The organism is Propionivibrio dicarboxylicus (assembly GCF_900099695.1).
GTDB classification, from domain to species: Bacteria; Pseudomonadota; Gammaproteobacteria; order Burkholderiales; family Rhodocyclaceae; genus Propionivibrio; species Propionivibrio dicarboxylicus.
Genome location: NZ_FNCY01000014.1, coordinates 45,982 through 70,006 on the forward strand (window position 1 = coordinate 45,982; position 24,025 = coordinate 70,006).

A 24,025-nucleotide genomic window follows, 5' to 3' on the forward strand; every position below is an offset into this window, starting at 1 on the left:
GACACTTCAATTGTGTCCGCCACGACGTCGTCCTTTGGCTATAATCACCCGGTTGGTTCCCGTTGTCGTTCCTTTTGGCAGTTCAATGGATTTGTTTCCCCAGGAGAGATGAGATCATGGAAAGACGTTCCTTTCTGAAGAAGGCCGGTGTCGGCCTGGCGGCCGGCGCCGTCGCTGCGCCCGCGTTGGCGCAGAGTTTGCCGACGATCAAGTGGCGCATGGCGTCAAGCTTCCCGAAGAGCCTCGACACCCTGCACGGTTCCGCCGAATTCCTGAGCAAGCGGATTGCGGAAATGACGGGCGGCAAGTTCCAGATTCAGGTATTCGCCGCCGGCGAAATCGTCCCGGGACCGGGCGTCCATGACGCGGTCAAGGATGGTACGGTCGAAATCGGCTTTACCTGTTCGTACTATTACTTCGGCAAGGAACCGACCTACTGCATCGACACGGCGATCCCGTTCGGCATGAACGCCCGCCAGGTCAAGGCCTGGTATCGTCAGGGCAACGGCGCCAAGCTGATGGGCGAATTCTTCGCCAAATCGAATCTCGTCGTCTTCCCGAGCGGCAACACCGGCGTGCAGATGGGCGGCTGGTATCGCAAGGAAATCAAGAGCGCGGCTGACTTCAAGGGCCTGAAGATGCGCGTTGCCGGCCTCGCCGGCGCGGTGCTCTCGAAGCTCGGCGTCGTGCCGCAGCAGATCGCCGGCAGCGACATCTATCCGGCGCTCGAAAAAGGCACGATCGACGCGGTCGAGTGGGTCGGTCCTTATGACGATCAGAAGCTCGGCTTCAACAAGGTCGCCAAGTACTATTACTACCCGGCCTGGTGGGAAGGCGGCCCGCAGATCTCGACCTACATCAATGCCAAGAAATTTGCCGAGTTGCCGAAGGAATACCAAGCGATCATCGAGGCGGCCTGCGCCGAGACCGATACCGAAATGTGCGCGCGCTACGATGCCAAGAACCCGGCAGCGCTGAAGCAGTTGCTGGCGTCGGGCACCAAGGTGCTGCCGTTCCCGAAGGACGTGATGGAAGCCAGTTACAAGGCCGCCATGGAATACTATGCCGAGACTTCGGCGAAGTATCCGGACTTCAAGAAGATTTACGAGGACTACAAGAAATTCCTCGACGACCAGAACTTCTGGTATCGCGTCGCCGAGAACGAATTCGCGAAGTTCATGTACAGCCGCAAGAGCTAATTCGGCTGGCAGAAAAAAGGCGGGGGCGATGCCCCCGTTTTTTTGCTTTCGGCTTCGTGAGGGCGCCCGTCGGGCGCGATGATCGGGGAAGAAGGCCGTTACGGTGTGATGTTCGGCGAACCGTGTCGCCAATGTGCGCGTCCTGATCGCACGACAATTTTAGGAGAAAAGCATGGAAAGACGTTCGTTCCTGAAGAAGGCCGGGGCAGGCTTGGCCGCGGGGGCCGTGGCGGCGCCCGCGCTCGCGCAGAATGCGCCGACGATCAAGTGGCGGATGGCCTCGAGCTATCCGAAGAGCCTGGATACGATTTATGGCGCCACCGAGTTCCTCGTCAAGCGGGTCGCCGAAATGTCCGGCGGCAAGTTCCAGATTCAGCTTTTCGCCGCCGGCGAGATCGTCCCGGGCACCGCCGTCCATGACGCCGTCAAGGACGGTACGGTCGAGACCGGCTTCACCAATTCGGCCTTCTACTTCGGCAAGGAGCCGACCTATTGCATCGACAGCGCCATCCCGTTCGGCATGAATACGCGGCAGGTCAAGGCCTGGTATCGGCACGGCAACGGCGGCAAGCTGATGGGCGAGTTCCTGGCCAAGTCGAACATCGTCTCGATTCCGGCTGGCAATACGGGCGCCCAGATGGGCGGCTGGTACCGCAAGGAAATCAAGAGCATTGCCGATCTCAAAGGCATGAAGATGCGCGTCGTCGGTGTCGCCGGCGCGGTGCTCTCGAAGCTCGGCGTCGTGCCGCAGTTGATTGCCGGCGGTGATATCTATCCGGCATTGGAAAAGGGCGTCATCGACGCCGTCGAGTGGGTCGGTCCGTATGACGATCAGAAGCTCGGCTTCAACAAGGTCGCCAAGTACTACTACTATCCGTCGTGGTGGGAAGGCAGCGCGCAGATGTGCGTTTATGTGAATGCCGGGAAGTGGGCCGAATTGCCGAAGGAATATCAGGCGATGCTGACGGCGGCCTGTGCGGAAGCGGAGGTCGAGATGGTCTCCCGCTACGACGCCAAGAACCCGACCGCGCTGCGGCAGTTGATGGCCTCCGGCACCAAGATCCTGCCGTTCCCGAAGGACGTGATGGAAGCTGCGTACAAGGCATCGATGGAATACTATGCCGAGACCTCGGCGAAGTATCCCGACTTCAAGAGGATCTATGACGACTACAAGAAGTTCATGGACGAGCAGAACTTCTGGTTCCGCGTCGCCGAGAACGAGTTCGCCAAGTTCATGTTCAGCCGCAAGAACTGAGCGGTCTTAAGGTAACTTAAGGCAAATAAAAACGGGGGCCAGGCCCCCGTTTTTGTTGTCGGCAATTGCCGCTCGATTTCCGCTCATTTGCCTCTTACTTGCTGTTCTCGCTGCCCAGTGACGGCGGCTCGGAGGGCTGGTCGTAATCCGTTTCCGGCAGCACCATCTGCACCGAGTCGATATCGACGGCCTGGGCCTTGTCGAGGCCCGAGGTGACGATCTGCGGGAACAGGATCACCAGCAGCACCATCAGAACTTGGATACAGACGAAGGGAATGGCACCCCAGTAGATGTCGCTCGTCTTGATCGATGGCGGCGCGACCGAACGCAGGAAGAACAGCGCAAAGCCGAAGGGCGGATGCAGGAAGGACGTCTGCATGTTGATGCCCAGCAGTACGCCGAACCAGATCAGGTCGATGCCGAGTTTGTCGGCGACCGGCCCGAGCAGCGGCACGACGATGAACGACAGTTCGAAGTAGTCGAGGAAGAAGGCCAGCACGAAGATCAGGATGTTGACGACGATCAGGAAGCCGAACTGTCCGCCGGGCAGATCGACGAGCAGGTGCTCGACCCACAGGTGGCCGTCGACGCCGTAGAAGGTCAGCGAGAAGACGCGCGCCCCGATCAGGATGAAGACGACGAAGGTCGTCAGCTTGGCCGTGCTTTCCATCGCCTGGCGCAGCAGTTTGAGGTCGAGGCGCTGGCGCAGGACCGCCATCAGCAAGGCGCCAGTGGCTCCCATGGCGCCGCCTTCGGTCGGCGTCGCAACGCCCAGAAAGATGGTGCCGAGTACCAGGAAGATGAGGCCGAGCGGCGGGATCAGCACGAAGGTGACTTTTTCGGCCATCTTCGACAGGAGGCCCAGCTTCAGCGTTTTGTTGATCAGCGCCAGGACGAAGGGGACGAAGATGCCGACCATCGTGCACATGACGATCAGTTCGTCGGTCGGCAGGTCGTCCGGCCGGGTCTTGCCAAAAGTGACGCCGATGGCGATGGCCAGGGCGGTGAGGATCAACAGCGACGTGCCGCCTGTCTTGCCGTTGGCTTCTTTGAAGATGCGGGCTTCGGGCGGCAGTGCCGGGACCCATTTCGGGCGAATGAAGGACACCAGGATGATGTAACCGACGTAGAGTCCGGCGAGCGTAAGCCCCGGGACAAATGCGCCCTTGTACATGTCGCCGACCGATTTGCCGAGCTGGTCGGCCATGACGATCAGTACCAGCGACGGCGGGATGATCTGCGCCAGCGTGCCGGAGGCGGCGATGACCCCTGAGGCCAGGCGCTTGTCATAGCCGTAGCGCAGCATGATCGGCAGCGAGATCAGGCCCATCGAAATCACCGAGGCGGCAACGACGCCGGTGGTCGCCGCAAGCAGCGCGCCGACGAAGACGACTGCATAGGCGAGGCCGCCGCGAACCGGGCCGAACAGCTGGCCGATCGTGTCGAGCAGGTCTTCGGCCATGCCGGAGCGTTCGAGGATCAATCCCATGAAGGTGAAGAAGGGCACGGCCAGCATCGTGTCATTGGAAATGACGCCGAGGATGCGGTCAGGCAAGGCCTGGAAGAGTTGCGGGCCGAGCAAGCCGAGCTCGATGCCGAGCAGGCCGAAGACGATGCCGTTGGCGGCCAGGGCGAAGGCCACCGGGAAACCGACGAGCAGGAAGATGACCATCGAGATGAAGATGATCGGCGCCATGTTGGCGATCAGAAATTCAGTCATTACGCCTCTCCCTTTTCCTTGCGTGCCTTGATGATGGCCGCAAGCTCTTCTTCGGCAGTCATGGCGATGACTTTTTCAGTCGGATCAGGACAGAGCCCTTTCAGAAAACCGATGCGCTTGATGAGTTCGGAGATGCCTTGCATGATCAGCAGGACGAAGCCGACGGGGATCATCAGGCGTACCGGCCACATGATCAGTCCGCCGGGGCTGTTCGACATTTCGTTGGCCGCGAAAGCGTGCATGAAAACCGGCCAGGACAGGATCAGGATGGTGAAGGCCATCGGCATCAGGAAAAAGAGGATGCCGAGGATGTCGATCCAGGTCTGTCCGCGTTTCGAGAGCTTGCTGGCGATGAGGTCGATGCGGACGTGTTCGTTGCGCATCAGCGTATAGCCGGAGCAGGCGAGGAAGATGGCGCCGAACAGATACCACTGGATTTCCAGAAAAGCGTTCGAGCTGTAGTTGAGCGTGTAGCGCAGGACGGCGTTGCCGGTGCTGACCAGCACGACGACGAGCACCAGCCAGATGGCTGTCTTACCGACGCGCTCGGTTAGCGCGTCGATCCACCGCGATAACTTGAGTAGGGAGTCCATGATAAATTCTTGGTTAAAACCAATGTGTGAATGATTGGCCGACTTGTCGTCGTGCGCTTGTGACAGCACGCGGAAGTTACGGCGAGGGCGGACTCGTCCCAGGATCGCTCGGAGAGGCCAGAAGCGTTTTTGAAACAACGTTCTATTATTGCACAGAAGTGATATTACGATGTTGTTATGGCGCCGGAATTGGCTGTGCTGTTGCAATTTCAACGAACCAAGTCGTCGTCGATGGTCGTTGTGCCTGATTGCTGCGTGATATAATCGGCCACTTTTTCAATGGCTTGTGAGGCACACGATGTTTTCTGCAAAAGAGACTCTGGCGAAGATGGATCCTGAAATCTGGCAATCGATCGAGAAGGAAAATCGTCGCCAGGAAGAGCACATCGAACTGATCGCTTCGGAGAACTATGTCAGCAAGGCGGTGATGGAAGCCCAGGGCTCGCAACTCACCAACAAATATGCCGAAGGTTATCCGGGCAAGCGTTACTACGGTGGTTGCGAATATGTCGATATCGCCGAGCAACTCGCGATTGATCGCCTCAAGCAGCTGTTCGGTGCCGAAGCCGCCAACGTCCAGCCGAACTCGGGCTCGCAAGCCAACCAGGCCGTGCTGATGGCGTTTGCCAAGCCGGGCGACACGATCATGGGCATGAGCCTCGCCGAAGGCGGTCACCTCACGCACGGCATGCCGCTGAATCTGTCGGGAAAATGGTTCAACGTGGTTTCCTACGGCCTCAACGCCGCCGAGGAAATCGACTATGACCGCATGGAAGCGCTGGCGCGCGAACACAAACCGCGCATCATCATCGCCGGTGCCTCGGCCTACTCGCTGCAAATCGATTTCGAGCGCTTCGCCAAGGTGGCCAAGGAAGTCGGCGCGATTTTCTGGGTCGACATGGCGCACTATGCCGGGCTGATTGCCGCCGGCTGCTACCCGAATCCGGTGCCGGTCGCCGATGTCGTCACCTCGACGACGCACAAGACGCTGCGCGGCCCGCGCGGCGGCGTCATCCTGATGAAGGCGGAACACGAAAAGGCGATCAATTCGGCGGTGTTCCCCGGCCTGCAAGGCGGTCCGCTGATGCATGTCATCGCCGCCAAGGCCGTCGCCTTCAAGGAAGCGGCGACGTCGGAATTCATCGACTATCAGGAACAAGTCCTGGCCAATGCGCGCGTCATGGCGCGGGTGTTGTCCGAGGAGCGCGGCCTGCGGATCGTCTCCGGACGGACCGAGTCGCACGTGTTTCTCGTCGATCTGCGTGCCAAGAACATCACCGGCAAGGAAGCCGAAGCGGCACTCGGCAAAGCGCACATCACGGTTAACAAGAATTCGATTCCGAACGACCCGCAGAAGCCGATGGTGACTTCCGGCGTTCGTATCGGCTCGCCGGCAATGACGACCCGTGGCTTTACCGAGATCGAGGCGGAGCAGGTGGCGCACTTGATCGCCGATGTGCTTGAGGCGCCCACTGACGAAGCGGTGTTGCAGCGCGTGCGTGCGGATGTCTCGACGCTCTGCAAGAAGTTCCCGGTCTACGGTGCTTAAGGCGGCAGTCTTGCAATCGCGCGTCTCTCATGTCGATCGGCAGGTGACGCCATGAAATGTCCGTTCTGCGGTGCGGCGGAGACCACGGTCGCCGATACGCGTATCAACGACGATGGCGATATCGTGCGCCGCCGCCGCCGCTGTTTGACCTGTGACAAGCGGTTTTCGACCTATGAGCGGGCGGAAATCCGCCTGCCGCAGGTCGTCAAGAAGAACGGTTCGCGTGTCGATTACGACCGCGAGAAATTGTCTGCCAGCTTGTGGCTGTCGCTGCGCAAGCGGCCGGTGACTGTCGAGGCGGTCGATGCTGCGATCATACGGATCGAGGAAAAGCTGTTGACCCTTGGTGAGCGCGAAGTGCCTTCCGAAAAGATCGGCGAGATGGTCATGCGCGAACTCAAGAAGATCGACAAGGTGGCCTATATCCGATTCGCGTCGGTATATCGCAACTTCGAGGATGTCGACGAGTTTTCCGACATCATCCGCGAGGTCTCGCCCCGTCCGGTCGCACGGCGCAGCCGGTAGGTCGGCGGATGTTTTCCGTCGCCGATCACGAGTTCATGGCGCGGGCCTTGCGCCTGGCCGAACTTGGGCTGTGGACGACCTCGCCGAATCCGCGTGTTGGCTGCGTCCTGGTCAAGGATGGGCGAATCGTTGGCGAAGGTTGGCATCGGCGCGCCGGCGAGGCGCACGCGGAAATCCATGCGTTAAAGGCTGCCGGGGCGGACGCACTCGGTGCGGTGGCCTATGTGACCCTCGAACCCTGCAGTCATTTCGGTCGCACGCCACCGTGTGCGAAGGCGTTGATTGATGCGGGGGTGTCGCGCGTTGTCGCGGCGATGCAGGACCCGAATCCCGAGGTTTCGGGACGGGGTCTCGCGATGCTGCGCGAAGCCGGCATCGAGGTGGTTTGCGGCTTGCTCGAAGCCGAAGCGCGCGAGCTTAACATCGGCTTTGTCTCACGCATGACCCGGCAACGACCGTGGGTGCGGCTGAAAATGGCGGCGAGCCTCGACGGCCGGACAGCGCTCGCGAATGGGCAGAGTCAATGGATTACCGGGGCGGCGGCGCGTCAGGACGGCCATCGCTGGCGAGCCCGCGCCTGTGCGATCCTGACCGGCATGGGAACGGTGCGTGACGATGATCCGCAACTGACCGTGCGAGGCGTTGATACGACGCGGCAGCCTTTGCGGGTGGTTGTCGATGGCCGTCTCGAAATTTCTCCGTCGGCGCGCGTTCTTGGCAGCGGTACCGTTATCGCAACGGCCTCGGAAGAAGGGGCGCTCTCTGACGCGTTGCGGGCGCGTGGTGCCGAAGTCTGGTCGTTGGCGAATACTGCGGGGCGGGTCGATCTGTCCCGACTGTTGACCCTGCTGGCGCAGCGCGGGATCAATGAAGTCCATGTCGAAGCTGGGCGCGGCTTGAGCGGCGCCTTGTTCGCCGCCGGTCTTGTTGACGAACTGCTGCTCTATATGGCCCCCTGCCTCCTGGGCAGCGACGCGCGCGGGCTGGTGGATTTGCCGGAGCTGAGTTCGCTGGCAGAAAAAGTGGCGTTAAAGATCAGCGATTTACGTGTGCTTGGCGACGATTTGCGCATACTCGCACGAGTTGTGCCGGCGAAGGCGCCGTGAGCCAGCAGCGCCTCCGGCAATAAGGACAGCGCAGCCTACTTGTATTCCCGCCACTCGGGCGGGGTGTCGTCGTGATCGCCGTGCGGATGGCGTTCCCATGCCTGGATGTAGGCCTGATTCTGTGATTTCTTGAGCAGGCGTTCGGGCGCTTCGAGGTTGTGCAGTTCGGTTTCCTCGACGTAGTAATAGAGCGCGCGCAGCAGTTTGACCAGTAGCGCACAGCCGAGGTGGAAGCCTTTGTCGATCAGCGCCGTTTCGAGCTCTTCCAGCGAGTGGTCGTGGAGGTCGTAGCTGACATCGATGCTCAGTCGCTCCGGGTGAGGGACGATACTCAATCCGCTGAGGCCGGCGAGGAAGCGGGTGGCTTCCTCGACCTGGCCCGGAGGGATCTCGGAAAAATAAATCGTCCTTTCCTTCCGGATGGGCGGAGGGGTTCGAGGTGGGGCAGCCGGCGGACGTTTCATGACGGACTCCGGAGGGATGCGACGCAGGAACTAGGAACTCGGCTTGCCTTGCATGATCTGCAAGCCCTTGAGCAGGTTGAGCGCCTGGTTGAGCTGGTAATCCTTCTTCGAGGCGATTTCGCGCATCGGCGGTTCACCGCTGTCGTCGTCATCCTTGGCCGGAGACGCGCCCTTCGGTTTTGCCGCACCAGGCGCCTTGCTTTGCGGCTTGGCTGCTGGCGCCGCCTTGTCGCTGCCGGGATCCCGATCGTTCTCGAGGTGGTGTTCGAGGTCGGCTTCACGCAGGCGCATGGCCGAGGTGCCGTTGGCGGATTCTTCGACGACGATGTCGGGAACGATACCCTTGGCCTGGATCGAGCGGCCCGACGGGGTGAAATAGCGAGCGGTCGTCAGCTTGATGGCAGTATTGTTGGGCAGCGGCAGCACCGTTTGCACGGAACCCTTGCCGAAACTCGTCGTTCCCATCAGAACCGCACGCTTATGGTCTTGCAGGGCGCCCGCCACGATTTCGGAAGCCGAGGCCGAGCCGCCGTTGATCAGCACGACCATCGGCACGCTACGCGCTTCAGCAGGCAGCGCCTTGAGAAAGTCGTCGCGTGTGCCCCGCAGATAATCTTCGGGCGCTGCGTAAAACTGATGCTTCGCGTCGGGGGTGCGCCCATCTGTCGATGTGATCAGTGTCTTGGGCGGCAGGAAAGCCGCTGAGACGCCGATGGCCGCATTGAGCAATCCGCCCGGGTCATTGCGCAGATCGAGAACCAGTCCCTTGAGTTGGCCGGGTTTGTAGAGATCGCCCAGATGCTTGGCCACCGATGCCGCCGTGTTTTCCTGGAACGAGGTGACGCGCAGGTAGCCGTAGCCGGGTTCGACGAGCTTCGACTTGACGCTCTGCACCTTGATGATTTCGCGCGTCAGGGTGATTTCAAGCGGCTTGGCTTCGCCCTTGCGCAGGATCGAGAGCTTGATCTGCGTTTTCGGCTTTCCGCGCATGCGCTTGACCGCGTCCGAGAGTGTGAGGCCTTTGACCAGCGTGTCGTCGAGTTTGAAGATCAGGTCGCCCGACTTGATGCCGGCGCGGTCGGCCGGGGTGTCTTCGATCGGCGAAATGACTTTGACGAGGCCGTCTTCCATGCCGACCTCAATGCCAAGTCCGCCAAATTCGCCTTGCGTGCCGACCTGGAGATCCTTGAACGCGTCGGCGTCGAGGTAGGCCGAATGCGGGTCGAGATTGGAGAGCATGCCGCTGATGGCATGGGTGATCAGCTTCTTGTCTTCGATGGGTTCGACGTAGCCTTGCTTGATGGCATTGAACACTTCGGCGAACGTCCGGAGCTCCTCGATCGGGAGGCTGGCGCGGGTTTCCTTTTCGGCAAGCGCCGAAATCTGCAGGCTGATGAGGATGCCGCCGAGCATTCCTGCGCAGATCAGACCGGCCTGTTTCAACTTACCCATCGCTTCGACTCCAGTACAAAATCATCTGAGACTGACCCATTTGAGCGGGTCTTGCGGCTGGCCATTATGGCGCAGTTCAAAGTATAAACCGGATTCCGGGTTGCCACCGCTGTTCCCGACCGAGGCGATGACGTCCCCGCCGTGCAGGCGGTCGCCAACCTGTTTCAGCAGGGCGTCATTATTGCCGTAGACCGAGAGGTAGCCGCCGCCATGATCGACGATCAGCAGGTTGCCGAATCCGCGCATCCAGTCGGCAAAGACGACTTGCCCGCCGGCAATGGCGTGGACGCTGGTGCCCTGTCCGGCCCGGATGAACAGGCCCTTCCAGGCGTTGCCTTCCTGGCGCGGTGCGCCAAAACGGTTGGTGACCGTGCCTTTCACCGGCAGTCGCAATTGCCCCTTGGACTGGCTCAGGCCGCCGCCCAGTGAGGCTTCCGGTGTGCTGTCATTGACGAGTTCCCTTGCCGGCGTCTGTGTCTTCCCTGGCAGGGATGTGCTGCTCGGGCGCGACTCCTTGCGCGGTGCCGCTTTGGCGGCGAGCGTCTTGGCAAGTTGTTCGATCAGTTGCGTCAGGCGCTTTTCGTCACGTTGCAGGGCGCCGATTTCCCGCCGCTGCTCGCTGATCTTGGCCGATATCTTCTCCAGCATGAGCTTGCGCTGCTCGCGCTGAGCGAGCAATTTGGCGTGTTGCTCGCGTTGGCGCCCTTCGACGGCAGAGAGTTCCTGTGCTTGCTCCCGTGTCTTCAGCGCCAGCGCCTGTTTGCGCTGCAAGGTTGTTTCGATTTCATGGACAAGCTGGCTTCTCGCCTTGCCGATGACCGAGAGATAGTAAAGGTCGCGCGTGACCTGGCTGGGATTGTCGCCGTTGAGCAGGGTGTGCAGCGTGTCCGGTGTGCCCCGCACATAGTGCCGATAGACGAGATTCTGGAGCTGTGCCTGCTGGCCGGACAAGCGGTTTTCCAGCTCTTTCGATTGTGTGGCAAGATCTTTGAGCGCCGCCTGGATTTTTTCCCGCTGAATCGTCAGGGCATGAAGTTCCCGCTGCGTTGCCGAGATTTCCTGCTCGACCCCCTTGAGTTGGTCTGCCGCGGTGGCGCGCTTTCCCTCGGTATCGGCAATGCCTTTACGCAGCGATTCGATTTGGCTGCGAACCTCCTTTAAGTCGCCCTGTTTCGCCGTGACTTCGTTCTGCGTGGCCGGATGCTGCGCCGGTTTCTTTTTTTCCTTTGCCGCGTGTGCGTCTGCATCGAGCAGCAAGAGTGCACTGATGATGGCAGCCAGGATGCGTTGTCGGCGGGCGAATTTCGGACGTGCCGGAGGAGCGCCGGGGTCGGACGGTGAGGACTGGGGTCGCAAAAAGTCGGGTCGGTTCATGTATTGCCTAGGGGGGCCCCCCGGAACGGGAATTATTCTATAATGATTCCCCTTGTTTAACGAGGGTTGGGCATTGTGGCGATTCAAACCAGTCTTATCGACAAGCAGGAGCACATCGAGTCGGCCGCGCGCGCGCTGAAGTCGATCGCGCACCCTTTGCGCCTGAAAATACTGTGCGTTGTCGGCGATCAGGAAGCCTGTGTGCAAGAGATTGTCGAGGCGGTCGGTACGTCGCAAAGCAATATTTCCCAGCACCTTGCGATCCTGCGCGACAAGGACGTTCTGGTGACGCGCAAGGAAGCCAACCGGGTCTATTACCGCATCGGCGACAAGCGGACCTTGCAGTTGATCGGTATGATGCGCGAGGTCTTTTGCGGCTGAGTCGTCGGCTCTGCCTGTTTCCGCCAGTTTCTTCGATTTCCTCTTTGGATGGAGCTTTTCTTGGAATTCCTTCAACAAAATATCATGTTGGTTCTCGCCGCTGCGGTCAGCGGCGGTCTGCTGTTGGTGCTGACCTTGCGCCGTCCCGATGGCAAGCATCTGCTCAACGCGACCCAGGCGACGATGCTGATCAATCGCGAGGATGCGGTTGTCATTGATGTGCGCGAACCCTTCGAATACGTCGAAGGCCATCTGCCCGAGTCGCGCAACATTCCCTTGGCACAGATCGAGCAACGCCAGGGGGAACTCGAGAAATATAAGGAAGTGCCGGTGATTCTGGTTTGCCAGACCGGTGCTCGCTCGAGCGATGCCTGCAAGAAACTCGAAGGGCTCGGTTTTACGCGCGTGCACAATCTCGACGGTGGCGTTGCCGCGTGGCGCGCCGCTGGCTTGCCGTTGCGCAAGGGGGCGAAAAAATGAGTGCAACGCCGCATGTGTTGATGTATTCGACCGCGGTCTGCCCGTACTGCATCCGCGCCGAGCAGCTACTACGCGCGCGCGGCGTCACCGAGATCGAAAAGGTCCGTATCGATCTTGACCCGGCGCGTCTTGACGAGATGATCGCCAAGACCGCCCGTCGGACCGTGCCGCAGATCTTCATCGGCGAATTTCATGTCGGTGGTTGCGATGATCTGGTCGCGCTCGACAAGGCAGGCAAATTGCTGCCTCTGCTTGGCGGTCAGTCGGCCTGAGTGCCGCTTGTCGCCGTATTTTTACCTGTCAGGAAATAATTCATCATGACCGAACAAGAAACGCCGTTGTTTGCCATCGAAAAGCTCTATGTCAAGGATCTGTCGCTGGAAGTGCCGAATGCGCCGGCGATCTATGTCGAAAGCGAGACGCCGGAAGTCGGTCTGCAACTGCAGACCGGGGTGCAACGGCTGACCGAAGATGCTTTCGAAGTGACGCTGACGGTGACGGTGACGGCGAAGCTCGGCGAGAAGACGGTATTCCTCGTTGAAGTCGGCCAGGCGGGCATTTTCCGCGTGCGCAACGTACCGGAGGAGAATCTCGACCCGCTGCTCTCGATCGCCTGCCCGAACATCCTCTTTCCCTATGCGCGCGAAGTGGTGTCAGATGCCGTGTCGCGCGGCGGCTTCGCGCCGGTGGTGCTGCAACCCGTCAATTTCGAGTCGCTCTATGCCGCGCGCCAGCAGGAGCAGGCTGCGAGCGCCGAACAGACGGTGCAATAATCCACGTCGGTTTCTCTTCGGAGCCTCGGCATGAAACGTTGGCTGTTCCTTGGGGCAATTGTGCTGGCCATGCCGGCACTGGCCGTCGATTATCGGACCGTCGATTCGGCAACGGTGCTCTACGACGGCCCGTCGTTGCGCGGCAACAAGTTGTTTGTCATCCGGAAGGATACGCCGGTCGAGGTGGTCGTCAGTCTCGAAGGCTGGGTGAAGGTCCGTGATGCCGAGGGCGGCCTGGCCTGGATCGAGAAAAAAAACCTCGCCGAGCGGCGCACGGTGATTGTCACGGCAGCGCGTGCCGAGATTCGTCAGAAGCCTGATGAAGCTGCGCCCTTGGTATTCGAGGCGGATCGAAAGGTCTCGCTCGACTATCTTGAGACAGCGCCGGGCGGCTGGGTCAAGGTTCATCACCGTGACGGCGCGTCTGGGTATGTGCGCGCCAATCAGATCTGGGGGCAGTAAGGCGTGAATATCACGGTTATTGGGGCCGGCGCTTGGGGAACCGCGCTGGCCATTACCTTTTGCGGGCGGCACGCGGTGACCTTGTGGACGCGCGAGGCCGACGTGACCGAAACGATGCAGGTCGAGCGCGAAAACAAGCGTTTTTTTCCTGGATTTCCCTTCCCGGAAGCGTTGAAGGTCGAAGCGGATTTCGATGTGGCGGTGTCGGATGCCGATCTCTTGTTGCTGGCGACGCCGCTGGTCGGGTTTCGCGCCGGGGTACGGCGCTTGCAGCAGAACGGTCAGTTGCGGCCTTTGTTGTGGGTGTGCAAGGGGCTTGAAGCCGAAACGGCGAAATTACCGCATCAGATTGTTGCCGAAGAACTCGGGGATGGCGCGCAATACGGCGCATTGACCGGTCCGAGCTTTGCCGAGGAAGTTGCGCGTGGATTGCCGACGGCAGTGACTCTGGCGGCCAACGATGCGGATTTTGCGCGACGGACGGCGATTGAGTTGCATTCGCCGCGACTGCGGATTTATGCCAGCGATGATCTTCCAGGGGCCGAGGTCGGCGGTGCGGTCAAGAATGTCATGGCGATCGCCGCCGGCATTTGCGATGGCCTGGGCTTCGGCTACAACGCACGGGCGGCGCTGATGACGCGCGGGCTTGCCGAAATTGCCCGGCTCGGCGTGGCGCTGGGCGGACGTGCCGAGACTTTCCTGGGTCTTGCCGGTATGGGGGATCTCGTATTGACCTGTACCGGCGACTTGTCACGCAATCGTCGGGTCGGTCTGGCGCTGGCCGAAGGAAAGACGCTGACACAGATTCTGGCGGAACTCGGGCATGTGGCCGAGGGGGTCAGCACGGCGCGGGAAGTGGCGCAACTTGCCGATCGATTGGGGATCGACATGCCAATCACGCAGTCGGTCAATGCCATCCTGCATGAGGGCATGCCGGCGGCGGAGGCGGTGACGCAGTTGTTGAGTCGTGACCCTAAACCGGAAAGTTTGAGGGGGAGCTAAATTCCGCCGCTAAATCCCTGTTGTCGCCAGGCTTCGAAAACCATGACGGCGACGGCGTTGGAAAGGTTCAGGCTGCGCTGACCCTCCCGCATCGGCAACCTCAGTCGCTGAGGTTCCGGAATGTCGGATAGAACTTCGGAAGGTAAACCGCTGGTTTCGCGCCCGAAGACGAAAACATCGTCCGGCAAGAATGTCGGCGCGTCATGGCGGTTGCTCCCCTTCGTCGTCAAGGCGAAAAACCGCCGCCCGGCAAGCGCCTCGCGGCATGAGCTCCAGTTGGGATGACGAATGACTCGGACGAATTCGTGGTAATCCAGTCCCGCGCGCTTCAGTTTCTTGTCTTCCCACGGGAATCCGAGTGGTTCGACGAGCCGCAGTTCACACCCCGTATTTGCGCACAGCCGGATGATGTTGCCCGTGTTGGGCGGGATTTCGGGTTGGAATAAAACAACAGTGGTCACGCACTACTCCCGGAATATCTCTTTTTATTGAAACAAAAAATGGTTAGAATCAGTCCATTAGAAGGACTTCCTCAAAAACAACTGGAGATTGCATGGCTCGGCCGGAAAAAATTCGACTCGGCGACTTGCTGATCCAGCAGGGGCTGTTGACCGGCGAACAGCTCAAATTCGCGCTCGATGAGCAGAAACGCAGCGGCCGCAAACTCGGGCGTATTGTCGTCGAAAGCAGCTTCTGTACGGAAGAGGCAATTTCGCAGGCCTTGGCCAATCAGCTTCAGGTGCCGTTTGTCGATCTGAGGCATTTCGATCCGAAGCAGGAACTCATCAATCTCTTGCCCGAGGCGCAGGCCCGACGTTACCGCGCGGTGGTGCTCGAAGAAGTTAACGGCGTATTGCGCGTCGGTTTTGTCGATCCGACCGATTTGCAGGCGTACGACGATGTCTTCCGGCTCGTCAAGCGCGACATCGAGGTTGCTGTTGTCGCCGAAAGCCAGTTGTTGGCGCTGATCGATCGCGTCTATCGCCGTACTGAAGAAATCAGCGGCTTGGCCAAGGAATTGACGGCGGATCTGGGGGATGTGCCGGTCGAATTCGGCGAGTTGCTCAGTGTTTCACCGGGCGCCGAGGAGGCCCCGGTCGTCAAGCTCCTGCAAACGGTGTTCGAGGAAGCCATGCGCTCACGCGCGTCGGACATTCACATCGAGCCGCAGGCCAGCCAGTTACGTATTCGCTTCCGCATCGACGGCGTGCTCCATGTGCAAATGGAAGCGGATCTGAAGATCGCTTCGGCGTTGTCCTTGCGTCTCAAGCTGATGTCGGGCCTGGATATCTCCGAAAAGCGGCTGCCGCAGGACGGGCGGTTCGCCATCAAGGTGCGTAATGCGCCGATCGATGTGCGTATCTCGACGATGCCGACGCAGTATGGCGAGTCGGTGGTCATGCGTCTGCTCAATCAGAACACCGGCTTGCTGGGACTTGATCGTCTGAATATCGCGCCGCGCGTTCTCGATCGCCTGCGTAATGCTGTCCGCCGTCCGAGCGGAATGGTGTTGGTGACCGGGCCGACCGGTAGCGGCAAGACAACGACCCTGTATGCCGCGTTGACCGAGCTCAATACGACCGAGAAGAAGATCATTACCGTCGAGGACCCGGTTGAATACCGCTTGCCCGGGATAAATCAGGTGCAGGTACACGACAAGATCGATCTGACCTTCGAGCGCGTCTTGCGCTCGGCGTTGCGTCAGGACCCGGATATCGTCCTGGTCGGCGAAATGCGAGACCAGATGACCGCGGAAATCGGGATGCGGGCGGCCATCACCGGTCACATGGTGCTGTCAACGCTGCACACGAACGACGTGGTGTCGACGCCGATTCGCCTGCTCGACATGGGCGTCCCTCGCTATATGGTCGCGCTTTCGCTGCAACTCGTGTTGGCGCAACGCCTGGTTCGCGTCATTTGCGAAAATTGTGGCGAGGTCGTCACGCCCTCGCCGAGTGAGCATGAGTGGTTGCGCTTCGAGTTGGGCGATGCAGTCGATAAATATACCTACCGACAAGGGCGTGGTTGCGCCCGTTGCGGTGGCACGGGATATTCCGGACGTACCGGCGTCTTCGAAATGCTCGAGATGACCAACGAAATCGTCGAAGCGATCAACTCCGACGATACCGGGGTGTTCGTACAGGCGGCACGCCGCCAGATGGCTGGCGAAACCTTGCGTCGCGACGCGGTGCGGCAGGTCGTGCGGGGACGAACGACGATTGAGGAAGCCATGCGCATCAGCAACCAGTTTGAAGACTGATCATGCCGACCTTCTCATATAAAGCGCGAAACGGTTCAAGCCAGCTTGTCGAAGGCGTGCTGGAAGGCGCTGGCGTTGGTGCGGTGGTCGATGTGTTGCGCGGACAGGGGCTCATGCCCGTCGATATCCGCGAAACAAAGGCGAAGGCGGAAAAGGCGGTGGGGAGCAGCCTTTCGCTCTTTACGCCGAAGATCACGCACATTGATCTGCTACTCTTCAGTCGCCAGATGCATACGCTGCTGAAGTCGGGTGTTCCGATCATGCGCGCCCTGAATGGCTTGCAGGATGCCGCGATCAACACCGAGATGAAGCGCGTGATCGGAGAAATTCGCGAGAGCCTGGAGGCTGGTCGCGAACTGTCGCAATCCTTGGCACGTCATCCGCGGGTCTTCTCGCCGTTCTATCTGTCGATGATCCGAGTGGGTGAAGCGACTGGTTTGCTTGAAACGGTCTTTTTCCGGTTGTTTGAACATCTGGAGTTTGAGCGCTTCATGCGCGAACAGGTGCGATCGGCGCTGCGCTATCCGTCATTCGTCGTGCTGGCGATGGCGGTGGCGATCGTCATCGTCAATATCTTCGTCATTCCCGCGTTCGCCAAGGTATTTGCCGGGTTTGGCACGGAGTTGCCTTTGATGACCCGGTTGTTGCTCGGTTTCTCGGGATTCATGGTGGCCTGGTGGCCGGCGCTGTTGGTGGGCGTCGCCAGCGGCGCTGTCGGGTTTCGCTCGTGGGTTGCGACGGCGAGTGGGCGTTGCGCGTGGGACCACTGGTCGTTGCGCATTCCGATTGCCGGCAAAATCCTGCACAAAGCGGCACTTTCTCGCTTTGCCCGCAGCTTTGCGCTCGGTACCCGTAGTGGTGTGCCGGTGATGCAGGCTTTGTCCAATGCCGCACAGACCGTCGATAACGTCTATGTTGCCCAACGCGTTGAAGGCATGCGCGAAAATGTTGAGCGTGGCGAGAGTTTGCTGCGGGCGACGATCAGCGCGGGTATTTTTACGCCGATTGTCTTGCAGATGGTTGCCGTCGGTGAAGAGTCGGGGGCCGTCGATGACATGATGGACGAGGTCGGCGACATGTATCGGCAGGAAGTCGAGTACGAACTCAAGACGCTTGGCCAGCAGATCGAGCCGATCCTGATCGTGCTGCTGGGAATCATGGTGCTGATTCTGGCACTTGGTATTTTCCTGCCGATGTGGGACCTCGGCCAGGTGGCAATGAAACGGTGAGGATATGACGCGCCATGGACTGGGTTCGACCGCGAAAATTCGAGCTTGCCCTGCTGGTGGCCATCGTCGGTGGCTTGGTTTTCGTATTGCTTACAGCGCTCGAGCGAACGCGGGAAGATGTAGAGTCCTCCGCTGTTCAGACCGAAGTGGCGGCCCTGCGTGTCGAATTGCTGGATCGGCTGACCCATCGCGAGTTGTATGGCGGAATGGTGCCGGACAGCCGCAATCCAATGCTTTGGGTAGCGCGTCGGCCAGCAGGTTATCTTGGCGAAATCGATACAGTACCGGTGGAGGGCGGTGTCTGGTATTTCGACCGGTCGCGGCAGGCGCTGGTTTATCGTTTTCGTTCCGGGCGCGAATCTTGCTATAAATTGGTACGAGGGGGCGAGGCGCCAAGTGCGCTCGGCCAGTTGTCGGGGATTGGTTTGCGTCAACTCGGGGAGGTCGGTAAATGTGTGAAATAGAGCCTCGGATGCCGGCGTTTATTGATGTATCATGCGATCGCGAAATTTTGGAAGTAGTGATGAATTGCAATAATCAGAGAAGAAAATCTAGTTGGCGACACAGCGAACAAGGCTTCACGCTGATTGAACTGATTGTGGTTGTCATTATTCTCGGCATTTTGGCGGCTGTCGCCTTGCCGCGATTCACCAGTTTGCAGCGCGACGCGCGCATTGCCAAATTACAGGCGGCGCGCGGTAGTGTTTCGGCAGCGTCGGCGCTGATTCATGCGACGACGTTGTCGCGCGGAGGGGTGCCTGATACGGTTGCATGTCCGGCGGGGGGGGGGACGGCGAGCAATAGTCCGGCAGCGACCGGGACGGTGTGTACGGAGAGTGGTTTGGTTGGCCTCGTGTTCGGCTATCCGGCAGTAACTGCCTTGGCGGGAACAAGTCCCGGAATTCTGTCTGCGGCAGGGCTGACCGGGGTCTTTAACCCAACGCAGGCGCAGTTGGAGGCGGAAGGATATACGTATTCGCAAAGCAGCAACATCGCTACCTTCGGGGTCGTCGGGGCGCCGAGTCCGACCATGTGTTTCTTTACGTACACGCAACCGACGGCGGCAAATATTGCCGCCACAATCAGTGGGCTGGAAATTTCCGGATGTTGATTTTTTTGGCGTTGTTTATTAGTGGTTTTTTTAAAGGGGGTTAGTTATGAAACGTTCTCAAGGCGGTTTTACCTTGATCGAACTGGTGGTGGTGATCGTTATCCTGGGTATTTTGGCGGCGACGGCCATTCCGAAGTTCGTTGATCTTCAATCGGATGCCAACACGGCGGCTGTCCAAGGCGTTGCAGGTGCGGTTTCTTCGGCATTTGCACTCAACTATGCTGGCGTGATTGTCAATGCGACAAAAGGCGCGGCGATTTCAGGTACAGCCGTGACGGTGTCGGCGGCGGCCGGTTCGGTATTGCAGGGCGGGATTCCGTCCGGGTATGCTGTAACCGCAGCAGCGGCAACGGTGTCGTGCGGGACTGCAGGCACGAATATTCCCATTACCGTGAGTAAGACAGCTACTCCGACGGCGACTGCCGGAGCTACGCTGATTTGTACGGGTTGATTGCTGTTGACCGGAATTATTGTTTGCAGGTGCCGCAAAAAATGATTTTTGCGGCACTCTTGCGACTGGAAAACAGATGGCAAAAAAACAAATTGAGGATATATGTGAGCGCCTGACCAATGCGTTCGCATCTTCGGTTCCCCGCGATGTTGGGCCGAAGGGCGGAAAGAAGCCATCGGAAAAGTTGGTCGCGGCCAAGGTCGAGAGCGGTTTGCAACGATTCTACGAAGAGGCTCGCCTTGAGCGTGAACGGCATCGGCTTGGTGTCATTGGCCGGGCGCGGGTGGCGTTTGGCTTGCAAGAGCGCCTCCTGGCACAAGGATACCCGCCAGTGTTGGTTAAGAAAGTGCTCTTTGCATTACTCGTTTCCTCCTTCGTCGGAAAGTAGAAATTAGAGATGGGCGACAAGGCACAGGGGTTTACCCTAATAGAGTTAGTCGTGGTAATTGTCATTCTGGGAATCTTGGCGGCGACGGCAATTCCCAAGTTTGTTGATTTGCAGACTGATGCAGCCAACGCAGCAACGCAGGGAATTGCGGGGGGCATTTCCTCTGCGTTTTCTGTCAACCTTGCGGGACGCATGGTTAATTCAACCAAGGGGGTGCAGGTTTCCGGAACCGTAACGGTCTCATCGGCCGTAGGATCAGTGTTGCAAGGAGGATTTCCTGCTGGATACGCGATTCCTGCCGCAGGGTCTTCGGTTTTGTGTGGAACAACCGCAGGATCTAATATTGCGATAACTATCAGTAAGACCGCATCTCCGACGGCGACTGCGGGAGCTACATTAATTTGTACAGGCTAGTCGCTTGGCGTGTCATTTGATGATGGGCGTTGGTCTGTTCGTATTGAATGAATGTGCGTAGTGCAATACTTTTCGCACGTAGATGCTAACAAGCTGTGCCGACAGTGTTTATTTGTGCGGCATTTGCGTATTTTTACGAGGTTTGGTCTGCACGCTTCGTTGAATGGCAAGGTGAGCTTAATTTGCGAAGTTGGCAAACGGGAGAGTGCGGCCGTAATGCGTTTTTCGGGGAGCAGAAAGTGAAGCACAGACAAAGCGGTTTTACCCTGATTGAACTAGTGATCGTGATGGTCGTGTTAGGCATTTTGGCTGCCATGGCTCTCCCGAAATTCATTGATTTGCAAACCGATGCAGCCAGAGCGGCGACACAAGGTGTCGCCGGATCCCTGACCTCTGCATTCGCGATAAATTATGCAGCTAGGCTGGTGAATTCAACCAGTGGCGTTCAAATTTCAGGTAATGCGTTTGACTTGATGGTTGTTGCGGGGTCGGTCATGCAAGGGGGAGTGCCGTCCGGCTATTCGGTAACGGGGGTTGCAGGTCTGGATTGCGGTGGATCGGCTTCGGCAGGAACGACGCTGGACATTACCGTCAGCAAGACTACCTCGCCAAACGTGACAGCGCCGGCGACGCTGATTTGTACCGGTTAGTCGAACCTTAGTAGCCTTTAGTAGGAGCCTTGCTCAAGCAACTAGTGCATAGCGACTTCGTCTATTGTGCAGCAAGTGCTTGGTGGGTGATCCTCCGGCTCTGTTGGCGAGGTGGCTGGCGCTAGATGACTGGCTTGTGCTGTGTCTTGGCGTTTGTCTCACGCAGTATGCGGGTCTATCAGTTAGTGATCCTGTTTTCTACGTTCAATAACATCAGTATGCTCTCTCTGAATGTGGTTTGGCGTGCTCTTGTCGCGCGCATATGGGTGTTGTTGGGGCAGTGGCTCGGGCATAAAGGCCTGCATGACTTGGCGATTTCCTGTTTTCGTAATGGCACTGGAGGCAACGGTAGGCCAGCTGCTGAAGCAGGCTTTCTTTTGGCTAAAGCGCTGCTCGACAGAGATCGAAATCAGGATGCCGTTGAGGCGTGTCTTCAAGTAATTGAGAAGGACGAAGGGCATGCGGGTGTTTGGTGTGCTCTCGGGGCTGCGTATCGGCGGTTGGCAAAGATGGAGCTCGCCAAAAATGCCTACGAGAAAGCTATTCTGCTCGATTCTGGCTATGCCCAGGCGTGGAGCAATCTTGGTGAATGGTTTCTTGTTAAAGGGAATGCGCAAGATGCTTTGGCGCGATGTGAGCGAGCGCTAGTCCTTAATCCTCGTTTGCTGGAGGCGTCGAATAACCGTGTTGCGGCACTTTATGAGTTGGGCCGGTTTGCTGATGCCGAAGAAGCTGCGCGACGTGCGATTGAGCTGCATCCGACCGAGGCAGCGTTACACGTCAATATGGGTAACGTTCTGTTGCACACTGGAAAAGCGCGTCAAGCGGTGAAGTCGTTCCAGCGTGCGCTGGAATGTAACTCGGCTTGCCTAGAAGCGCACTTGAATTTGGCGACGCTGTTTGGAGAAAGGCACCACCTGGGGGAATCTCTGTTGTTTCTTGAGCGCGAAATTGCGATCAAGGGAGAAAGCGCGCAACGCTTGGCGGCATTGGCATTGGCCCAGCAGGCTAAGGGTGATATGGCAGGGGCAGAAGAGAGTTGCAGTAAAGTGCTGAAAATGCAACCAGGAAATGTCTCTGCGCTGATTACCATGGCTGGATGTCTGAGTGCCCGCGCGGATCACCGTGGCGCCAACGCAATGCAGGAAAAAGCGTTGGTGATTAACCCGGATATGCCCTCAATTTATTCTAATATCGCATTTAATTCCACCTATATGCCCGAATTGAGTTCGGCGCAGGTGTACGATTTTCATCGTGAATGGGCGCGGCGTTTCGAACGTACCGAGAAAAGCAGAAGCTTTGAAAACTCCGCCCGCAAAGGGAAGCAGCCGCTTCGGATCGGTTATGTTTCAGGGGACTTTGGGACGCATCCCGTTGGGTTTCTTCTGCGCGATGTCATTTGTCACCATGACTCGCGATCATTTGAGATCCACTGTTTCTCAATGATGCGGAGTGAAGGAGACGAAATTACACAGGCGATACGTGGCAGTGCTTCTGCGTGGCACGACGTATTGCTGACGAGCGACGATGAACTGGCAGATCTGGTGCACGAAACCGGGATTGATATTCTTGTTGATCTCTCTGGGCATACCGCATACAACCGTTTGCCGACCTTTGTCATGAAGCCCGCTCCCGTGCAGGTGACCTGGATCGGCTACTTTCATTCGACCGGCCTTGAAAGTATTGACTATTTCATTACAGATCCATCTACGTCTCCTGCTGGGTGTGGCCAGCTCTTTTCCGAGACGCCGGTTTGGTTGCCTCATTCGCGCTTCTGCTATTCGCCACCGAGTTACTCGCCTGATGTTGCACCACTGCCCTGCCTGAATACCGGGTACGTGACTTTCGGCTGCTTCAATCGTATCGAGAAGTTAGTTGATCCTGTAATTGCAGCCTGGAAATGTGTGCTGGATATGGTCCCCGGCAGCAGGTTATTGCTTAAGGCTGGGCACCTGAACAACGAGCGCGTTTGTGACGAACTTCGCAGCCGTTTCCTCGCCCATGGTTTTGATATTGAACGTCTGGTGTTACGCGGCCCGTCCTCTCATCCGCTAATGCTATCAGAATACTCCGAGGTTGATATTGCGCTCGACCCCTTCCCGTTTAACGGAGGGATGACGACGCTTGAAGCGCTATGGATGGGGGTGCCCGTAGTGACAGTTGCTGGTTCGGATGTCGTATCGAGGCAGACAATTTCCGCCTTGAAAAACATCGGGTTATCAGAGTTGGCGTATCCAGACGTGAAATCTTATGTTCGAGGTGTCGTAGAACTCGCGCATGACTTAACTCGGTTGTCCTGCTTGCGCAAAGGCTTGCGAGATCGCATGAAGGCCAGTCCTTTGCTGCAGTCCGAATTGTTTGCCAGAGATCTTGAATTGCTCTATCAACGCATGTGGGACGCCCATCTCCGGGGAGAGAAGCTGCCCAGCGATATTGTCGTTCGTGAAAACCACGCTTTGGAAACAGAGTAATGGACGCTGGAAACATCGTTAGTCGGCTGATTGCTTGGTGGAAAGCTGCACGGATTGATTCGGCTGACGCCGCATCAGCGAGACTGCCTTTTCATGTTCACCCCTCCAAGAAATTCCTGCACGTTGGTTGCGGCCCCAATTGTAAGCCGCGAGTTGGTCCTGGCTTCTTGTCGGATGATTGGCGCGAAATACGCTTGGATATCGATGCCGATGTTTCACCCGACATCGTGGCAAGTATGCTCGACATGAATATGATTGCGGATGGTTCTATGGATGCGATCTATTCGTCGCATAACATTGAGCACCTATACCCGCACGAAGTGGCTTCGGTTTTCAAGGAATTTCTGCGCGTTCTCGATCGTGAGGGCATATTGGTGATTACGTGTCCGGATTTGTTGGCTGTTGCAAAGGCGATCGTTCAGAGTGGTCTGGAGCAACCCATCTATGAATCGCCGTCTGGTCCTGTTGCGCCACTTGATGTCCTGTATGGATTCAGGCCGGCGTTGGCGGAGGGGCGCTTGTATATGGCACATCACATGGGGTTTTGTCTGGATTCATTGACGAATGCATTGATTGCGGCGGGGTTTGCATCGGCTATTGGCAAGGTTGATGATAGCTCCTTCAGTTTATGGGTGCTGGCCAACAAAAGTGATCGCAGTGCTCAGGAAATAGAAGCGTTGGCAAAAATGCATCTGCCGATGTGGGGGGGGGCATAG

Annotated in this window: 27 protein-coding genes; 21 read left to right on the forward strand and 6 right to left on the reverse strand. The window is 58.4% G+C overall.

The window, feature by feature from the left end:
* Positions 1 to 116: 116 nt before the first annotated feature.
* Complete coding sequence (locus BLR25_RS15000) at positions 117 to 1,199, forward strand: TRAP transporter substrate-binding protein (protein ID WP_091938710.1); 1,083 nt, start codon at positions 117 to 119, stop codon at positions 1,197 to 1,199.
* A 172-nt stretch (positions 1,200 to 1,371) separates the two neighbouring features.
* On the forward strand, positions 1,372 to 2,454 hold the full coding sequence (locus tag BLR25_RS15005) for a TRAP transporter substrate-binding protein (RefSeq protein WP_091938711.1): 1,083 nt from the start codon (positions 1,372 to 1,374) through the stop codon (positions 2,452 to 2,454).
* A 94-nt stretch (positions 2,455 to 2,548) separates the two neighbouring features.
* On the opposite strand, the gene BLR25_RS15010 is transcribed toward BLR25_RS15005, so the two are convergent.
* A complete protein-coding gene (locus BLR25_RS15010; RefSeq protein WP_091938712.1) occupies positions 2,549 to 4,174 on the reverse strand; it encodes a TRAP transporter large permease in 1,626 nt (541 codons plus the stop codon).
* Positions 4,174 to 4,767 (reverse strand): TRAP transporter small permease subunit, encoded by a 594-nt coding sequence (locus tag BLR25_RS15015; RefSeq protein WP_091938713.1) that lies wholly within the window; start codon positions 4,765 to 4,767, stop codon positions 4,174 to 4,176. The genes BLR25_RS15010 and BLR25_RS15015 overlap by 1 nt, the downstream gene beginning before the upstream one ends.
* A gap of 298 nt (positions 4,768 to 5,065) precedes the next feature.
* Here BLR25_RS15015 and glyA point away from each other — a divergent pair, with 298 nt between their 5' ends.
* The 3 genes from glyA to ribD are packed head-to-tail and all read left to right on the forward strand — an operon-like array spanning position 5,066 to position 7,947.
* On the forward strand, positions 5,066 to 6,316 hold the full coding sequence (gene glyA / locus BLR25_RS15020) for a serine hydroxymethyltransferase (protein WP_091938714.1): 1,251 nt from the start codon (positions 5,066 to 5,068) through the stop codon (positions 6,314 to 6,316).
* A 51-nt stretch (positions 6,317 to 6,367) separates the two neighbouring features.
* Positions 6,368 to 6,841, forward strand: a complete 474-nt coding sequence (nrdR, locus tag BLR25_RS15025; RefSeq protein WP_091938715.1) for a transcriptional regulator NrdR — start codon at positions 6,368 to 6,370, stop codon at positions 6,839 to 6,841.
* A gap of 8 nt (positions 6,842 to 6,849) precedes the next feature.
* The gene (gene ribD, locus BLR25_RS15030; protein WP_091938716.1) at positions 6,850 to 7,947 is read left to right on the forward strand and encodes a bifunctional diaminohydroxyphosphoribosylaminopyrimidine deaminase/5-amino-6-(5-phosphoribosylamino)uracil reductase RibD; all 1,098 of its coding nucleotides are present in this window, start codon (positions 6,850 to 6,852) and stop codon (positions 7,945 to 7,947) included.
* A gap of 35 nt (positions 7,948 to 7,982) precedes the next feature.
* Here ribD and BLR25_RS15035 read toward each other — a convergent pair whose 3' ends face one another.
* Genes BLR25_RS15035 through BLR25_RS15045 form a run of 3 tightly spaced genes read right to left on the reverse strand, consistent with a single transcriptional unit; the run spans position 7,983 to position 11,237 of the window.
* The gene (locus BLR25_RS15035) at positions 7,983 to 8,411 is read right to left on the reverse strand and encodes a hypothetical protein (RefSeq protein ID WP_091938717.1); all 429 of its coding nucleotides are present in this window, start codon (positions 8,409 to 8,411) and stop codon (positions 7,983 to 7,985) included.
* Positions 8,412 to 8,441: 30 nt separating this feature from the next.
* Entirely contained in the window at positions 8,442 to 9,863 is a 1,422-nt protein-coding gene (locus BLR25_RS15040; RefSeq protein WP_091938718.1) for a S41 family peptidase, read from the reverse strand.
* 21 nt (positions 9,864 to 9,884) lie between these two features.
* Positions 9,885 to 11,237, reverse strand: a complete 1,353-nt coding sequence (locus tag BLR25_RS15045) for a murein hydrolase activator EnvC family protein (protein ID WP_091938719.1) — start codon at positions 11,235 to 11,237, stop codon at positions 9,885 to 9,887.
* A gap of 75 nt (positions 11,238 to 11,312) precedes the next feature.
* Here BLR25_RS15045 and BLR25_RS15050 point away from each other — a divergent pair, with 75 nt between their 5' ends.
* From BLR25_RS15050 to BLR25_RS15075, 6 genes are all read left to right on the forward strand, one after another.
* Positions 11,313 to 11,618 (forward strand): ArsR/SmtB family transcription factor, encoded by a 306-nt coding sequence (locus tag BLR25_RS15050; RefSeq protein WP_394701327.1) that lies wholly within the window; start codon positions 11,313 to 11,315, stop codon positions 11,616 to 11,618.
* Between the two features lie 84 nt (positions 11,619 to 11,702).
* Positions 11,703 to 12,098, forward strand: a complete 396-nt coding sequence (locus tag BLR25_RS15055; protein WP_218122766.1) for a rhodanese-like domain-containing protein — start codon at positions 11,703 to 11,705, stop codon at positions 12,096 to 12,098.
* Positions 12,095 to 12,370: a glutaredoxin 3 gene (gene grxC / locus BLR25_RS15060; RefSeq protein ID WP_091938722.1), complete on the forward strand. Its 276-nt coding sequence runs from the start codon at positions 12,095 to 12,097 to the stop codon at positions 12,368 to 12,370. Before BLR25_RS15055 ends, grxC begins: the two co-directional genes overlap by 4 nt.
* Before the next feature lie 45 nt (positions 12,371 to 12,415).
* Positions 12,416 to 12,871, forward strand: coding sequence for a protein-export chaperone SecB (secB, locus tag BLR25_RS15065; protein WP_091938723.1), 456 nt, complete (start codon positions 12,416 to 12,418; stop codon positions 12,869 to 12,871).
* Between the two features lie 30 nt (positions 12,872 to 12,901).
* A complete protein-coding gene (locus tag BLR25_RS15070; RefSeq protein ID WP_091938724.1) occupies positions 12,902 to 13,333 on the forward strand; it encodes an SH3 domain-containing protein in 432 nt (143 codons plus the stop codon).
* A 3-nt stretch (positions 13,334 to 13,336) separates the two neighbouring features.
* Positions 13,337 to 14,335: an NAD(P)H-dependent glycerol-3-phosphate dehydrogenase gene (locus tag BLR25_RS15075; protein ID WP_091938725.1), complete on the forward strand. Its 999-nt coding sequence runs from the start codon at positions 13,337 to 13,339 to the stop codon at positions 14,333 to 14,335.
* Here the strand turns inward: BLR25_RS15075 and BLR25_RS15080 are convergent.
* Complete coding sequence (locus BLR25_RS15080; protein ID WP_091938726.1) at positions 14,332 to 14,796, reverse strand: tRNA (cytidine(34)-2'-O)-methyltransferase; 465 nt, start codon at positions 14,794 to 14,796, stop codon at positions 14,332 to 14,334. The two genes, BLR25_RS15075 and BLR25_RS15080, sit on opposite strands and share 4 nt — an antisense overlap.
* A 92-nt stretch (positions 14,797 to 14,888) precedes the next feature.
* On the opposite strand from BLR25_RS15080, the gene BLR25_RS15085 reads away from it, so the two are divergent.
* From BLR25_RS15085 to BLR25_RS15130, 10 genes are all read left to right on the forward strand, one after another.
* Entirely contained in the window at positions 14,889 to 16,595 is a 1,707-nt protein-coding gene (locus BLR25_RS15085) for a GspE/PulE family protein (protein WP_091938727.1), read from the forward strand.
* Between the two features lie 2 nt (positions 16,596 to 16,597).
* Positions 16,598 to 17,824, forward strand: a complete 1,227-nt coding sequence (locus BLR25_RS15090) for a type II secretion system F family protein (protein WP_091938728.1) — start codon at positions 16,598 to 16,600, stop codon at positions 17,822 to 17,824.
* Positions 17,825 to 17,838: 14 nt separating this feature from the next.
* Positions 17,839 to 18,288, forward strand: a complete 450-nt coding sequence (locus BLR25_RS15095; protein ID WP_091938729.1) for a hypothetical protein — start codon at positions 17,839 to 17,841, stop codon at positions 18,286 to 18,288.
* Positions 18,276 to 18,935, forward strand: a complete 660-nt coding sequence (locus tag BLR25_RS21805; protein WP_281245591.1) for a type II secretion system protein — start codon at positions 18,276 to 18,278, stop codon at positions 18,933 to 18,935. The genes BLR25_RS15095 and BLR25_RS21805 overlap by 13 nt, the downstream gene beginning before the upstream one ends.
* Before the next feature lie 46 nt (positions 18,936 to 18,981).
* A complete protein-coding gene (locus BLR25_RS15105; RefSeq protein WP_091938731.1) occupies positions 18,982 to 19,386 on the forward strand; it encodes a type II secretion system protein in 405 nt (134 codons plus the stop codon).
* Positions 19,387 to 19,462: 76 nt separating this feature from the next.
* Positions 19,463 to 19,774 carry a hypothetical protein gene (locus tag BLR25_RS15110; protein ID WP_091938732.1) on the forward strand — a complete coding sequence of 104 codons (312 nt, stop codon included), beginning with the start codon at positions 19,463 to 19,465 and terminating at the stop codon, positions 19,772 to 19,774.
* Between the two features lie 9 nt (positions 19,775 to 19,783).
* On the forward strand, positions 19,784 to 20,188 hold the full coding sequence (locus tag BLR25_RS21810; protein WP_091938733.1) for a type II secretion system protein: 405 nt from the start codon (positions 19,784 to 19,786) through the stop codon (positions 20,186 to 20,188).
* Positions 20,189 to 20,427: 239 nt separating this feature from the next.
* Positions 20,428 to 20,838, forward strand: a complete 411-nt coding sequence (locus BLR25_RS21815; protein WP_091938786.1) for a type II secretion system protein — start codon at positions 20,428 to 20,430, stop codon at positions 20,836 to 20,838.
* Positions 20,839 to 21,005: 167 nt separating this feature from the next.
* Complete coding sequence (locus BLR25_RS15125; protein ID WP_176785922.1) at positions 21,006 to 23,309, forward strand: O-linked N-acetylglucosamine transferase, SPINDLY family protein; 2,304 nt, start codon at positions 21,006 to 21,008, stop codon at positions 23,307 to 23,309.
* The gene (locus BLR25_RS15130; RefSeq protein ID WP_091938735.1) at positions 23,309 to 24,025 is read left to right on the forward strand and encodes a class I SAM-dependent methyltransferase; all 717 of its coding nucleotides are present in this window, start codon (positions 23,309 to 23,311) and stop codon (positions 24,023 to 24,025) included. The genes BLR25_RS15125 and BLR25_RS15130 overlap by 1 nt, the downstream gene beginning before the upstream one ends.